The sequence below is a fragment of the Streptomyces sp. NPDC002490 genome (assembly GCF_040296045.1).
Taxonomy (GTDB): Bacteria; Actinomycetota; Actinomycetes; order Streptomycetales; family Streptomycetaceae; genus Streptomyces.
The window spans coordinates 36169-49356 of record NZ_JBEOWM010000023.1 but is presented as its reverse complement, the minus strand read 5'-3'; the positions used below and the strand labels follow the sequence as shown (position 1 = coordinate 49356).

Here is a 13188-nt window from a genome sequence, read left to right as displayed (position 1 = left end):
CCGCCGGTCGGACTCGAACGACCCGGCCCCGTGCCGGCCCGACTACCACCGGCCCGGCCCCGCCCCGGCCCGCCCGGCGTAGAGCGCGGCCAGGTCGGCGGAGGCGCGGGCGACCGCCCGGACCGCCTCCGGCGGGTCGACCACCTCGACGTCCGTGCCGAACTGGAGCAACTGGCAGGCCGCGGCCGGCGCCGGGTACTCCACCACGACCGTCCGCCAGGACCCGGCCCCCGCGCCGTCCGGCTCGGCCGCCTCGCGCACCCGCGGGCCGACGATCCTGCGCAGCGCGTCCAGCCGGTGCGGGCGCACCCGGGCCCGCACCAGGACCCCCGCGGCGCGCGACTCCACCCCGCGGCGCAACTCCTTCCAGACCTCGGTGAGCTCCACCCCCGCGCGCCGGCGCGCCGGTTCCGGCGTGACGGCGACCTCGTGCAGGCGGTCGGCGCGGAAGAGCCCCGGGCGCCCCGCCCGGTCGGCGACCAGGTACCAGACCCCGGCCTCGGCCACGAGCCCGTAGGCGTCCACCGCGTGCACGGCGACGGTGGCGGAACCGCCGTGCCGGTAGGCGATGCGCAGCCGGCGGTCGCTCAGCACCGCGTCGTACAGCTGGTCCAGCCCGCGCCACTCGCCCCGCCCCCGGAACCAGCCGCCGGGGTCGATCAGCAGTCGCCGGCTCGTCAGCTCGGCGGCCGGCCGGTGCGGTGCCGGCAGGGCGGCCATGATCTTGCGCAGCGCCGAACGCAGCGCCCGGTCGAGCCCGAGCGCCGAGTGCGCGCTCCGCTCCACCAGCACGAACAGCGCCCGGGCCTCGTCCCGGGTCAACCCCGTCACATCGGTGCGGAACCCGGACAGCAGCCGGACCCCGCCGTACCGTCCGCGCTCGGCGTAGACGGGCACCCCGGCCGCCGACAGGCTCTCCACGTCCCGGTAGACCGTGCGCACCGAGACCTCCAGCCGCCGGGCCAACTCCGTCGCGGGGACCCGTTCCCGCTGTTGCAGCAGGAGGAGGATGGCCAGGAGTCGGTCGAACTTCACCCGACGAGTCTTTCCCATACCTGTCGGCCGCTGTCAGGTTTCGGACGGACGATGGCGTCACGCCGTACGCAATCGTTGGGAGAGACCGTGAACCACGCCGACCTCCAGTCGCTCGCCTCCCGAGTGGCCGGACCCGTCCTCGTCCCCGGGGACGAGGGTTACGACGAGGAGCGCAGCGGGGCCAATCTCGCCGTCCGGCACGAACCCGACGCGATCGTCGGCGCCGCACGGGCGGAGGACGTCCGGGAAGCGGTCGCCTTCGCCGCCCGGCACGGGTTGCCCGTCGCCGTGCAGTGCACCGGACACGGCTTCGCCGCCGCGTCCCGCGGCGGGCTCCTGGTCACCACCGGCCGGATGCGGGAGGTCGAGGTGGACCCGGAGCGGCGCACGGCCTGGGTGGCGGCGGGCGCCCGCTTCGAGGACGTGATCCCCGTGGCGGCGGCCCACGGACTGGCGCCCCTGAACGGGTCGGCGCCGCACGTGGGCGTCGTCTCCTACGTCCTCGGCGGCGGCGTGGGCCTGCTGGTGCGCACCCACGGGTACGCGGCCGACCGGGTGCGCACCCTGGAGCTGGTGACCGCGGACGGTCGAGCGCGCACTGTCACCCCCGAGAGCGACCCCGACCTGTTCTGGGCGGTTGTGGGCGGTCGTGACAACTTCGGGATCGTGACACGACTGGAAATGGACCTGATTCCGCTGTCACGGGTGTACGGCGGCGGGTTCTTCTACGACGTCGAGGCCGCCCCCGACCTGCTGGGGACCTACGTGCGGTGGGCCGACGCCATGCCCCGGGAGATGAACTCCACGATCGCCTCCCTCCCCATGCCCGACGACCCGAAGGTGCCCGCGCCGATCCGGGGACGGCACGTCCACCACGTGTGCGTCGCCTACACCGGCGACCCCGCCGAGGGCGAGCGCCTGGTGGCACCGCTGCGGGAGGCCGCGCCGGTCCTGAGCGAGTCGCTGCGGGACATGCCCTACACCGAGTGCGGCACCATCCACGACGAACCGCGGTTCCCGGTGCCCTTCCAGCGCGAGACCGCCCTGCTGCGGGAGGTGGACCAGGAGGTGCTGCGGCTGCTCGCGGAGCACACCGGCCCCGGCGCGCCACTGCCGTGCGTGGTGGAGCTGCGGCACCTGGCCGGCGCCGGGGAAGCGGCCGGGGAGCGCCGGAACTCGGTGGGGCTGCGGGACGCGCCCTACCTGCTGGCCGTGGTCGCCCCGCTGTACGGCATCACCGCCGAGGACACCCGCCCGATGTACGAGAAGCTCTTCGCCGACCTGGCGCCGTACTCGTCCGGCGCCGCCCTCAACTTCCTGGGCTTCGGCACCCAGGCCGGGCCGGAGCGGGTCCGCGCGGCCTACGAGCCGGCCGACCTGGAGCGCCTGACGCGACTGAAGGCGGTGTACGACCCGCAGAACGTCTTCCGCCTCAACTACAACATCCCGCCGGCCGTCCCCGGAGGGGCCGGAACGGCACGCTGACCGGTGCTCCGCGGGGGCGCGGCGCCGGCCGCGCCCCCGGTGCCGTCATTCGATGACCACCACCGGGGTGTTGATCACCGCGAACTCCCAGAGCGCGTCCCCGTCCGCCCGGCCGGACCGGATGCCACCGGTCCGCTTCCTCGGGTCGGGCGGGGCGGTGGAGCCGTCGACGGCGGCGCTGAACCCGATGCTCACGCCCTCCTCCGAGGCGAACCGCACCACGTGCTCCACGCCCACCCCGTCCGAGCCGGCGGTGTGCCCGGTGCGGGAGGTGACCAGGTACGCGCCCGGCACCGGGTCCACCGTGCTGGGCGTCACCCGGTACGTGCGGCGCACCCGGTCCCGTTCGCCCACCAGCCACACCCGGTGGTCCGACAGGGCGTAGACCACCCGCGGCCCGGTGCCCGCGCCCCGCGGCAGCTCCGTCGGCCGGTCCGGGTCGCGCGGCGCGGCCGACACGACCGTGGTGGCCGCCCGGCCCGCCGCCCGGTCGGCGGCGCCGTCCGCCACCCCCGCGTACGCCTGGTAGGCGAGGAACCCGACGGCGGTGAGCGCCGCCCCGGTGAGCCCCGCCACCATCCCCGCGCTGCTGCTCGCCACCACGCCCGCCTCTCGTCGCCGTCGACCCGGCCGCCCGATCACCCAGGGTGACGGGTCCTCGGCCGACCGTAGCAGCAAGCGCCCGGCCAGCCGGGGCGACCGTGCGCCGGTCGCCGGAGCCGTAGGCTGTTTGTGTGCTGCTGCTCGCTCTCGATACCGCCACCCCCGCCGTCACGGTCGCCCTGCACGACGGCGACCGCGTGCTCGCCTCCGCCGGCCGGGTCGACGCCCGCCGCCACGGCGAACTGCTGCTTCCCGCGGTCGACCGGGTGCTCGCCGACGCCGGAACGGACCTCGCGTCCGTGACCGCGATCGTCGTCGGCACCGGCCCCGGCCCGTACACCGGGCTCCGCGTCGGACTGATGACCGCCGACACCCTGGGCCTGGCCCTCGGGGTCCCCGTGCACGGGGTGTGCACCCTCGACGGGCTCGCCCGCGCCTCCGGCCTCGACGGCCCCTTCGCGGTGGCCACCGACGCCCGCCGCAAGGAGGTCTACTGGGCCCGGTACGCCGACCCCCGCACCCGCACCTCCGGGCCCGCCGTCGACCGGCCCGCCGACATCGCCGGGGAACTCGCCGGACTGCCCGTCGTCGGCGCCGGCGCCCTGCTGTACCCGGACGCCTTCCCGGACGCCCGCGACCCCGAACACGTGGCCGCCGCGGCGCTCGCCGAGGTGGCCGCCGAACGGCTCGCCGCGGGCCTGCCCCTCGACGAGCCCCGCCCCCGCTACCTGCGCCGCCCCGACGCGCAGGTGCCCAAGAACTACAAGGTGGTCACCCCCCGGTGACGGCCGAACTGCGCGAGATGCGCTGGTGGGACATCGACCCGGTGCTCCTGCTCGAACGGGAGCTGTTCCCCGACGACGCCTGGTCCCGGGGGATGTTCTGGTCGGAGCTGGCCCACGCCCGGGGCCCCGGCGCCACCCGCCGCTACGTGGTCGCCGAGGACGGGGGCCGCCTCGTCGGCTACGCGGGCCTGGCCGCCGCCGGCGGCGGCGAACCGGGCGCCGAGGAGCCCGAGGGACCCGCCGGGGCCACCGGGGACGTGCAGACCATCGCCGTGGCCCGCGACCAGTGGGGCACCGGACTCGGCGCCCGCCTCCTCACCGACCTGCTGAAGCACGCCACCGCCTTCGAGTGCCGGGAGGTGATGCTGGAGGTCCGGGTCGACAACGAACGGGCCCAGAAGCTGTACGAGCGCTTCGGCTTCGTCCCGATCGGCTTCCGCCGCGGCTACTACCAGCCGGGCAACGTCGACGCCCTGGTCATGCGACTCGCCGTGAACGGCACCGACACCACCGACACCACCGCCGCACCGGGCGCACCGGACACGACGGCAGAACCCAAGGGAACCGGAACCACCCATGGCTGACGAACCCCTCGTCCTCGGCATCGAGACGTCCTGCGACGAGACCGGGGTGGGCGTGGTGCGGGGCACCACCCTGCTCGCGGACGCCGTCGCCTCCAGCGTCGACGAGCACGCCCGGTTCGGCGGGGTCGTCCCGGAGGTCGCCTCCCGCGCCCACCTGGAGGCCATGGTCCCCACCATCGAACGGGCCCTGAAGGAAGCCGGCGTCGCCGCCTCCGACCTGGACGGCATCGCGGTCACCGCCGGCCCGGGCCTCGCCGGCGCGCTGCTCGTCGGCGTCTCGGCCGCCAAGGCCTACGCCTACGCCCTCGGCAAGCCGCTGTACGGGGTCAACCACCTCGCCTCGCACATCTGCGTCGACCAGCTCGAACACGGTCCGCTGCCGGAGCCCACGATGGCGCTGCTGGTCAGCGGCGGCCACTCCTCGCTGCTGCTCTCCGCGGACATCACCTCCGACGTCCGGCCGATGGGTGCCACCATCGACGACGCCGCCGGCGAGGCCTTCGACAAGATCGCCCGGGTGCTGAACCTCGGCTTCCCCGGCGGCCCCGTCATCGACCGCTACGCCCGCGAGGGCGACCCGAACGCCATCGCCTTCCCCCGCGGGCTCACCGGCCCCCGCGACCCCGCCTACGACTTCTCGTTCTCCGGACTGAAGACCGCGGTCGCCCGCTGGATCGAGGCCAAGCGGGCCGCCGGCGAGGAGGTGCCGGTCCGGGACGTGGCCGCCTCCTTCCAGGAAGCGGTGGTCGACGTGCTGACCCGCAAGGCGGTGCGCGCCTGCAAGGAACAGGGCGTGGACCACCTCATGATCGGCGGGGGAGTGGCCGCCAACTCGCGGCTGCGGGCGCTCGCCGCCGAGCGCTGCGAGGCCGCCGGCATCCGCCTGCGGGTGCCCCGCCCGGGACTGTGCACCGACAACGGGGCGATGGTCGCGGCGCTCGGCGCCGAGATGGTCGCCCGCGGCCGGGCCACCTCCGACTGGGACCTCTCCGCCGACTCCTCGCTGCCCGTCACCGACCCGCACGTGCCCGGCCGGGACCACGACCCCGCCGCACCGGAGCCGCACCAGCACGGTCCTGCACACGGTCACGGCCACGCGCACGGGGCTCACGACCACGACCACGTGCACGAACTGGCGAAGGACAACCTGTACTCATGAGCCTCGCCCTGATGTGGGAGGCGGCGGCCGTCGCCGGCCGGGGCGAGGACCTCCTCGCCTGGGCCCGGCGGCAGTCTCCCACCGGGCGGCCGCTGCGCCGCGAGACCTTCACCGCGCCCGGTGACCGGGTCCTGGTCATCACCTGGTGGCCCGCCGACTCCGGTGCCCCACCGCCCCCGGAACTCCCCGACCCGCCGGCCGACCTGGTCCGCCGGCCCGTCCACCGCTGGCGGTTCACCTCGGTCGGAGTCGACTGACCCGCCGGTGAACCGCGGTGCGGTGGAACCGCTGGAGGCGGTTCCACCGCACCGCTTCGTCCGGACCGTCTCACCGTCGCCCGCAGGGGCGGAGTCGGTGCGACGGACGGGTCAGGCCGTGGGCTGCTTCACGCAGACCACGTAGGACTGGAAGCCGCCGCCGAGCAGGGTGACGGACGCCTGGGTCTGCCATCCGGTTGCTGGCCCGGCCTGGGTTCCGGCGGCCTTGGGGATCGGCGCGTTCTCGATGACGTTGATCGCGCTGAGCAGCCCGAAGGTGTCGTAGCCGCCGCCGGTGGCCACGTCCCCGGGCAGGCAGTTGGCCGTGGACGTCACCCCGACCCCGATGATCGCCGGGATGGCCTGCGGGCCTCTGATGACGTAGGTGGTCAACGCCGCCGGACCCTGCGGGCCCTGGGGCCCGGTGGCGCCCTGCGGGCCCTGGGTGCCGTTGATGCCCTGCGGCCCCTGGACGCCCTGGATGCCTTGGGGCCCCTGGATTCCCTGAGGCCCTTGGACGCCCGACGGCCCCTGGACGCCCTGGATGCCCTGCGGGCCCTGCACGCCGTCCACACCGTCTTCGCCCTGGAAGCCTTGCGGCCCCTGAGCTCCTGCGGTGCCCTGGGTGCCCTGGGGTCCGGTCGTGCCCTGGACTCCGGGGGTGCCCTGAGGCCCGGTGGCCCCGTCATTGCCCTGGAATCCCTGGAATCCCTGGGGGCCTTGGGTGCCGGGGGTGCCTTGCGTTCCGTTGGCGCCTTGCGTGCCCTGGGGTCCCTGTGCTCCGGTGGCGCCCTGGGCGCCGTCCGCGCCGGGGGTGCCTTGGGGTCCGTTGGCGCCTTGCGTGCCCTGGGGGCCTTGGACGCCGGGGGTGCCCTGGGGCCCTGCGGTGCCGTTGTTGCCTTGGAATCCCTGGGGGCCCTGTGCGCCGGGGGTGCCTTGCGTTCCGTTGGCTCCCTGTGTGCCTTGGGTGCCCTGTGTGCCCTGAGGGCCTTGGGTGCCGGGGGTGCCTTGGGTGCCAGGTGTTCCTTGCGTTCCGTTGGTGCCTTGCGGCCCCTGGGGGCCGACGGCGCCGGTCGCGCCCTGGCTGCCCTTGGCCCCCTGGGTGCCTTGCGCGCCGGTGGCCCCCTGTGTGCCGTTGGCCCCCTGGGGCCCGATCGGCCCGGTGGCTCCCTGCACCCCCTGGGGGCCCTGCGGTCCCCTGGAGCCCTGGGGTCCCTGCGGGCCCTGGGTGCCGTGGCCCCCGCCGCCTCCGCCCTGGGTGCTGCGCTCGCCCTGCTGGGGGTCGACGGCGTGGCCGGGACCGCTCGCCGACACGGCGCCGTTCGGTCCCGGCAGGCCCAGACCGTGCCCGGTGCCCGAGCGCTCGACGGCGTCGGCGATGGCCACCGCGCTGGGCGCGATGTTGAGCACGGCGGCCAGGGTGCCGGCCGAAACCATGGTGATGGCTCTCACCCGGTTCCAGCCGATGGTTCTACGGTTCACCAGAATTCCTTTCACGAAGAACGGCGAAGGCGGGCCCCGCGGTCGCCAGGTGAGAGGCGCCCGGAAGGCCCTTGGGGTCGCCGCGGAGGGCGGCGACCGGCTGTTCGGCGACGCATTTGTGCGACGTTCGTAGGGAATGAAGAACCGGGTCATTTTCAGCGGGTGTCAAGAGTGGGCGCGCACACGGCTCGCACGGGGCGGGAAAACATCACCCAAGTGGCCATGCGAATAGCTGGAGCGGCGGTGTTCACCGGGCGCGGAGTGGCCGCGGGACCGGTTGCGTGTCGGGCGGGAGCACCCGTGACGCGTCCTCTACGGTGACGCCATGCGCGGAATCCTCCTGGCCGGCGGTACCGGATCGCGGCTCTGGCCGCTCACCCTTTCCGTTTCCAAACAGCTCCTGCCGGTGTTCGACAAGCCGATGGTGTATTACCCGCTCTCCACCCTGGTGCTGGCCGGGGTGAGCGAAATCCTCGTCATCACCGCTCCGGAACACCAGGAGCAATTCCGTGCGCTGCTCGGCGACGGAAGCCAACTCGGTCTGCGCATCGAATACGCCACGCAGGAAAGACCGGAGGGAATCGCCCAGGCATTCCTCCTGGGCGCCGATTTCATCGGGGACGAATCGGTGGTGCTCGTCCTCGGCGACAACATCTTCCACGGCTCCGGACTGAGCGTCAGACTGGCGCAGCAGGGCCGGACTCGCGGCGGTCACGTCTTCGCCTACCAGGTGGCCAACCCCTCCGCGTACGGGGTGGTCGAGTTCGACGACCACGGCCGGGTGCTGTCCATCGAGGAGAAGCCCGCCCGCCCCCGGTCCCGCTACGTCGTCCCCGGGCTGTACTTCTACGACCACCGCGTCGTGGACATCGCCCGCGGACTGCGTCCCAGCGCCCGCGGCGAGTTGGAGATCACCGACCTCAACCGCGCCTACCTGGCGGCCGGCGAACTCCGCGTGACCCCGCTCGACCGGGGCACCGCCTGGCTGGACACCGGCACCTTCGCGTCCATGGTCCAGGCGTCCGAGTTCGTCCGGGTCGTCGAGGAACGACAGGGGCTCAAGATCGGTTGCGTGGAGGAGGCGGCCTGGCGGGTCGGCCGGATCGACGACGACCAACTCCGCGCCCTCGCCCGCCCGCTGCTCACCAGCGGATACGGACGCTACCTGCTGGAACTGGTGGACCACGACGACCCGGGAGCCGTGGTGCCCCCCCGGGACGGCGGTCCGCGGACGCGGCCCGTGGCGAGCCCCTGACGGCGGGCCGCGGCCACCTCCGCGACGGAAGGGAAGACGACAGATGAGACCGCTGACCATCGAAGGCGCCTGGGTGGACCGGCCCCGGGTGTTCGCGGACCGCCGCGGCAGCTTCCACGAGTGGTTCAAGGCCGACCGGTTCCGCGAACTGACCGGCCACCCGCTGCGCCTGGAACAGGCCAACTGCTCCCGGTCCGGCCGCGGCACCCTGCGCGGCATCCACTACGCCGCGGTCCCCCCGGGGCAGGCCAAGTACGTGACCTGCGTCGGCGGGGCCGTGCTCGACGTGGTGGTGGACCTGCGCACCGGCTCCCCGACCTTCGGCCGCTGGGAAGCGGTGCGCCTCGACGACCGGGAGCACCGGGCCGTGTACCTCTCGGAGGGCCTCGGCCACGCGTTCATGGCCCTGGAACGGGACTCCACCGTGGTCTACCTCTGCTCCGAAGGGTACGCACCGCGAAGGGAGTTCGGCATCCACCCGCTCGACCCGCAGTTGGCGATCCCCTGGCCCGAGGACCTCGTCCCGGAACTCTCCGACAAGGACGCCGCCGCGCCCACCCTGGCCGAAGCCCGGGCGCGGGGACTGCTGCCCTCCCACGCGGAGTGCCTCGCCCACCGGCGGGCCCTGCGGGCCGGCACGGAGGGGGCGGCGTGCGTCTCCTCGTGACCGGCGGGGCCGGGTTCATCGGCTCGGAGTTCGTGCGCGGCCTGCTGCGCTCCGAGCCCGGGACCCGGGTCACCGTCCTCGACGCCCTCACCTACTCCGGGGTGGCGGAGAACCTCGCACCCGTCGCCGACCACCCCGGCTACCGGTTCGTCCTCGGCGACGTCTGCGACCCCGACGCCGTCGACCGGGCGATGGCCGGTCAGGACGCCGTCGTCCACTTCGCGGCCGAGTCGCACGTGGACCGGTCGATCGCCGGCGCCGGCCCCTTCGTCCGCACCAACGTCCTCGGCACCCAGGTCCTGCTGGACGCGGCGCTGCGCCACGGGGTGGGCCGGTTCGTCCAGGTGTCGACGGACGAGGTGTACGGCTCGATCGCCGAGGGCTCCTGGACGGAGGAGCAGCCGCTGGCGCCCAACTCCCCCTACGCGGCCAGCAAGGCGGCGGCCGACCTGCTCGCCCTCGCCCACCACCGCACCCACGGCCTCGACGTGGTGGTCACCCGCTGCACCAACAACTACGGGCCGCACCAGTTCCCCGAGAAGCTGATCCCGCTGTTCGTCACCCGGCTGATGGACGGCGGGACCGTCCCCCTCTACGGCGACGGGCGCCAGGTCCGCGACTGGCTGCACGTCTCCGACCACTGCCGCGGCATCCGACTCGCCCTGCACGGCGGCGAACCCGGGGAGGTGTACCACATCGGCGGCGGCACCGAGCTCAGCAACCGCGAACTGACCGGGCTCCTCCTCGACGCGGTGGGCGCCGACCCGGACCGGGTCGTCCCGGTCCCCGACCGCAAGGGCCACGACCTGCGCTACTCGCTCGACGACGGCAAGATCCGCGAACGGCTCGGCTACGCGCCCCGGGTCCCGTTCGCCGAGGGCCTCGCCGCCACCGTCGACTGGTACCGCGCCAACCGCCGCTGGTGGGAGCCGCTCGCGGCCGCGGCGGCACCGGCATGACCGACGGGCCCACCGGGCCGACGCCGTGGCTGGTGACCGGGGCCGGCGGCATGCTCGGCCGGGACGTGCTGGCCGTACTCGCTGCGACCCCGGACACCGAGGTGACCGCGGCGACCCGCAGGGACCTCGACGTCACCGACCCGCGGGCGGTGCGCGCCGCCGTCACCGGGCACCGGGTCGTCGTCAACTGCGCCGCCCGCACCGACGTGGACGCCATCGAGACCGACGAGGCCGGGGCGAGCGCCGTCAACGGCACCGGCGTGCGCCACCTGGCCCGCGCCTGCGCCGCCACCGGGGCGGTGCTGCTGCACGTCTCCACCGACTACGTCCTGCCCGGCGACGTCGACCGGCCGTGCCCCGAGGACGCCCCGACCGGGCCGCTCAACGCGTACGGGCGGAGCAAGCTGCTGGGGGAGCGGGCCGTGGCCGAACTGCTCCCGCACACCGGCTACACCGTGCGCACCGCCTGGCTCTACGGCGCGCACGGACCCAACTTCGTGGCCACCATGCTCGAACTCGCCCGCCACCGGCCCACCGTGGACGTGGTCGCCGACCAACACGGCCAACCCACCTGGACGGTGGCGCTCGCCCGGCAACTCGCCGCCCTCGGCCGGGCCGCGCTCGCCGGCCGGGCCCCCGCCGGCGTCTACCACGGCACGGCCGCCGGCCGCACCACCTGGCACGGGATGGCCCGGGAGGCGTACCGGCTGGGCGGGCTCGACCCGGCGCGCGTCCGCCCGGTCGCCTCGACCGCGTTCCCGCGGCCCGCCGCCCGCCCCGCGTACGGGGTGCTGGGGCACGCCGGGTGGGCGCGCGCCGCACTGGCGCCCCCGCCGCACTGGCGGGACCAACTGGCGGCCGCCCTGGAGACCCCCGCGTTCGCGGCGCCGGCCGCCGCCGCGCGCGCCGCGGCCCCCGCCACCGCCGCGGCGGACGGAGAACGGGGGCCGCGGCCCGGCGTCAGACCAGCAGCGGCCCGCCGCAGCGCTGCGCGCCCTCCTTCATGGCGATGAGGTTCGCCACCACGTAGGAGATGTCGTTGGAGGAGTGCCAGTCCGTCGGGAAGTACGTCACCAGGCGGGAGCTCTGGAACCGGGCCTCGATCTCCGGGACGAACGTCCGGTACTGGTCGTCCGTGTAGTACCAGAAGGAGTTCTCGTTGTAGAACGCGACGTGCGTGGGGTCCTGGTAGGCGCCGCGCCCGTCCGAGCTGGGCGTCATGGTCAACAGCATCCCGCCGGGGGCCAGCAGCCGGTACAGCTCGTTGATCAGCGGCACCTTCGCGGGCACGTGCTCCAGGAAGTCCACCGCGCGGATCAGGCCCACCGAACCGTCCGGCAGGTCCAGGGGGTCGGGCAGGGTCGCCACGATGTCCACGCCCTCGCCCGGGTGCTGGTCGACGCCGAGGTAGCCGGGGGGCTTGCGGTGCGCCGCGCCCAGGTCCAGGGCGAGCAGCCCGCGGCGCCGGCTCCAGGCCAGCGCGTTGGCCTCCACGTACTTGTCGTAGAGGGCGACCGTCTCCCGCTGGATGTGCGCGTTGACCGCCGCGTCCCGCTGGGTGTTCGCCGGATGCATCCGCTGGAGGTAGAGGCAGCGCTCGACGTGGTGGAAGTCGCCCTCCTGGAACAGCCGGCACATCAGGTCCTGGTCGTCCAGGACCGTGCGGGTGGCGTCGTAGCCGCCGACCTTCAGGTAGGCGTCCCGGCGGAAGGCGCGCACGTGGTTGGGCGCGTACCAGATGTACGAGACGTTGTGCGGGGTCGGCGCCATCGTCCGGGCGGCCAGCAACTGCCGGCCGTCGACCGGCACGTCCTCGTAGGTCCAGCCGTGCGCCTCGTTGAACCGGGTGTCGTCGCGCCCGCCGTCCTCGGTGATCTGGGCGGTGTTGCTGTAGACGAACACGACGTCGGGGTGCGCGTCGAACGCCTTCCCCAGCTCGGCCAGGCAGTCCCGGGCCAACAGGTCGTCGTGGTCGAGCTCCACCAGGAGCTCGCCGCGGGCCAGTTCGCAGGCCCGGCGCTTGGTCGCGCCCACGCCCCGGATGTCGTCGGCGATCTCCACCCGGACCCGCTCGTCGGGGTGCTCGGGCCGCCACCGGGCGCCGTTGTTGAGGAGGACGATCCACTCCCAGTCCCCGCGGGACTGCGCCTGGAGCGTCGCCAGGCACTCGTCCAGGAAGCGCGGCCGGTGGCTGGGGGTGAAGACGGAGAACGTGGGTGTCGAGGTCGACGTCATCTACGGCTGCCCATCTGGGGTTTCGGAGTTCTCGGCGGCATCGGCGCCCTCCTCGGGGGAGGGGGCGGGGGCGAGCGCGTCCCGGAAGGACTCCGGCACGTGGGAACGGAGCGCCGGGTCCAGCTCGACGGCCCGCCGGTAGGCGTCCCCGGCGCCCTCCTCGTCGCCCTCGCGGGCCAGCGCCCCGCCGATGTGGAAGTGGGCGGTGGACGCCCGCGGATCGGCGGCGACCGCCCGCCGCAGCAGCTTCAGGGCCTCCTCCGGCCGGTCGTCCTCCAGCAGCAGCGCCTTGTTGAAGAGGGCCGGCGGGTACGCGGCATCGGTCTTCAGGGCCGCGTCGTACGCCTTCAGGGCGTCCGCCCGGTGGCCCCCGCCCTGGGCGAGCACCCCGAGGTTGTACCAGGCCAACGTGTTCGCGGGGTCCAGCTCCAGGACGTGCTCGAAGGTGGCCTTCGCCCGAGGGACGTCCTGGTAGCGGGCCTGCACCAGCCCGGACTCCAACAGGGCGTTCACCTTGACCCGGTCGTCGTTGACGTTGTCGAACGCGGCTGCCTCCGGCGCCGCCGGTTCCGTCTGCGTCGCGACGGCCCACGCACCCGCTCCACCGGCGAGCGCGACGGCCACCCCGACCCCTGTCCAGATTCTTCGCACGTGTCACCGTTCGGGTCGATTCCGGATACGG

14 protein-coding genes are annotated in these 13188 nt (G+C 74.4%); 9 read left to right on the top strand and 5 right to left on the bottom strand.

Going from position 1 to position 13188, the window contains the following annotated elements:
- Positions 1–42: 42 nt before the first annotated feature.
- The gene (locus ABT092_RS16835; protein ID WP_351244460.1) at positions 43–1035 is read right to left on the bottom strand and encodes a helix-turn-helix transcriptional regulator; all 993 of its coding nucleotides are present in this window, start codon (positions 1033–1035) and stop codon (positions 43–45) included.
- Between the two features lie 87 nt (positions 1036–1122).
- Here ABT092_RS16835 and ABT092_RS16830 point away from each other — a divergent pair, with 87 nt between their 5' ends.
- A complete protein-coding gene (locus ABT092_RS16830; RefSeq protein ID WP_351244458.1) occupies positions 1123–2520 on the top strand; it encodes an FAD-binding oxidoreductase in 1398 nt (465 codons plus the stop codon).
- A 45-nt stretch (positions 2521–2565) separates the two neighbouring features.
- On the opposite strand, the gene ABT092_RS16825 is transcribed toward ABT092_RS16830, so the two are convergent.
- Positions 2566–3120, bottom strand: a complete 555-nt coding sequence (locus ABT092_RS16825; protein ID WP_351244456.1) for a hypothetical protein — start codon at positions 3118–3120, stop codon at positions 2566–2568.
- Between the two features lie 134 nt (positions 3121–3254).
- Here ABT092_RS16825 and tsaB point away from each other — a divergent pair, with 134 nt between their 5' ends.
- Genes tsaB through ABT092_RS16805 form a run of 4 tightly spaced genes read left to right on the top strand, consistent with a single transcriptional unit; the run spans position 3255 to position 5908 of the window.
- Complete coding sequence (tsaB, locus tag ABT092_RS16820) at positions 3255–3908, top strand: tRNA (adenosine(37)-N6)-threonylcarbamoyltransferase complex dimerization subunit type 1 TsaB (protein WP_351244454.1); 654 nt, start codon at positions 3255–3257, stop codon at positions 3906–3908.
- A 17-nt stretch (positions 3909–3925) separates the two neighbouring features.
- The gene (gene rimI, locus ABT092_RS16815) at positions 3926–4492 is read left to right on the top strand and encodes a ribosomal protein S18-alanine N-acetyltransferase (protein ID WP_351244571.1); all 567 of its coding nucleotides are present in this window, start codon (positions 3926–3928) and stop codon (positions 4490–4492) included.
- Complete coding sequence (gene tsaD, locus ABT092_RS16810) at positions 4485–5651, top strand: tRNA (adenosine(37)-N6)-threonylcarbamoyltransferase complex transferase subunit TsaD (RefSeq protein WP_351244452.1); 1167 nt, start codon at positions 4485–4487, stop codon at positions 5649–5651. The genes rimI and tsaD overlap by 8 nt, the downstream gene beginning before the upstream one ends.
- Positions 5648–5908, top strand: coding sequence for a hypothetical protein (locus tag ABT092_RS16805; RefSeq protein WP_351244450.1), 261 nt, complete (start codon positions 5648–5650; stop codon positions 5906–5908). Before tsaD ends, ABT092_RS16805 begins: the two co-directional genes overlap by 4 nt.
- 111 nt (positions 5909–6019) lie before the next feature.
- Here the strand turns inward: ABT092_RS16805 and ABT092_RS16800 are convergent, their stop codons facing one another.
- On the bottom strand, positions 6020–7390 hold the full coding sequence (locus ABT092_RS16800) for a collagen-like domain-containing protein (RefSeq protein WP_351244448.1): 1371 nt from the start codon (positions 7388–7390) through the stop codon (positions 6020–6022).
- 325 nt (positions 7391–7715) lie between these two features.
- Here ABT092_RS16800 and rfbA point away from each other — a divergent pair, with 325 nt between their 5' ends.
- Genes rfbA through rfbD form a run of 4 tightly spaced genes read left to right on the top strand, consistent with a single transcriptional unit; the run spans position 7716 to position 11284 of the window.
- Entirely contained in the window at positions 7716–8645 is a 930-nt protein-coding gene (gene rfbA, locus ABT092_RS16795) for a glucose-1-phosphate thymidylyltransferase RfbA (RefSeq protein WP_351244446.1), read from the top strand.
- Positions 8646–8688: 43 nt separating this feature from the next.
- Entirely contained in the window at positions 8689–9312 is a 624-nt protein-coding gene (locus ABT092_RS16790) for a dTDP-4-dehydrorhamnose 3,5-epimerase family protein (protein ID WP_351244444.1), read from the top strand.
- Positions 9297–10271 (top strand): dTDP-glucose 4,6-dehydratase, encoded by a 975-nt coding sequence (gene rfbB / locus ABT092_RS16785; protein WP_351244442.1) that lies wholly within the window; start codon positions 9297–9299, stop codon positions 10269–10271. Before ABT092_RS16790 ends, rfbB begins: the two co-directional genes overlap by 16 nt.
- A complete protein-coding gene (rfbD, locus tag ABT092_RS16780; RefSeq protein WP_351244440.1) occupies positions 10268–11284 on the top strand; it encodes a dTDP-4-dehydrorhamnose reductase in 1017 nt (338 codons plus the stop codon). Before rfbB ends, rfbD begins: the two co-directional genes overlap by 4 nt.
- Here the strand turns inward: rfbD and ABT092_RS16775 are convergent.
- Together ABT092_RS16775 and ABT092_RS16770 are read right to left on the bottom strand one after the other, a co-directional pair.
- Positions 11232–12506: a glycosyltransferase gene (locus ABT092_RS16775; protein WP_351244438.1), complete on the bottom strand. Its 1275-nt coding sequence runs from the start codon at positions 12504–12506 to the stop codon at positions 11232–11234. The genes rfbD and ABT092_RS16775 overlap by 53 nt on opposite strands.
- Positions 12507–13130: a tetratricopeptide repeat protein gene (locus tag ABT092_RS16770; RefSeq protein WP_351244436.1), complete on the bottom strand. Its 624-nt coding sequence runs from the start codon at positions 13128–13130 to the stop codon at positions 12507–12509. It lies immediately after the preceding gene.
- Positions 13131–13188 lie beyond the last annotated feature (58 nt).

Coding starts and splice junctions, on each gene's coding strand:
- rfbA (WP_351244446.1), top strand. CDS start 7,716: ATGCGCGGAATCCTCCTGGCCGGCGGTACCGGATCGCGGCTCTGGCCG.
- ABT092_RS16775 (WP_351244438.1), bottom strand. CDS start 12,506: ATGACGTCGACCTCGACACCCACGTTCTCCGTCTTCACCCCCAGCCAC.
- ABT092_RS16790 (WP_351244444.1), top strand. CDS start 8,689: ATGAGACCGCTGACCATCGAAGGCGCCTGGGTGGACCGGCCCCGGGTG.
- rimI (WP_351244571.1), top strand. CDS start 3,926: ATGCGCTGGTGGGACATCGACCCGGTGCTCCTGCTCGAACGGGAGCTG.
- ABT092_RS16805 (WP_351244450.1), top strand. CDS start 5,648: ATGAGCCTCGCCCTGATGTGGGAGGCGGCGGCCGTCGCCGGCCGGGGC.
- tsaD (WP_351244452.1), top strand. CDS start 4,485: ATGGCTGACGAACCCCTCGTCCTCGGCATCGAGACGTCCTGCGACGAG.
- rfbD (WP_351244440.1), top strand. CDS start 10,268: ATGACCGACGGGCCCACCGGGCCGACGCCGTGGCTGGTGACCGGGGCC.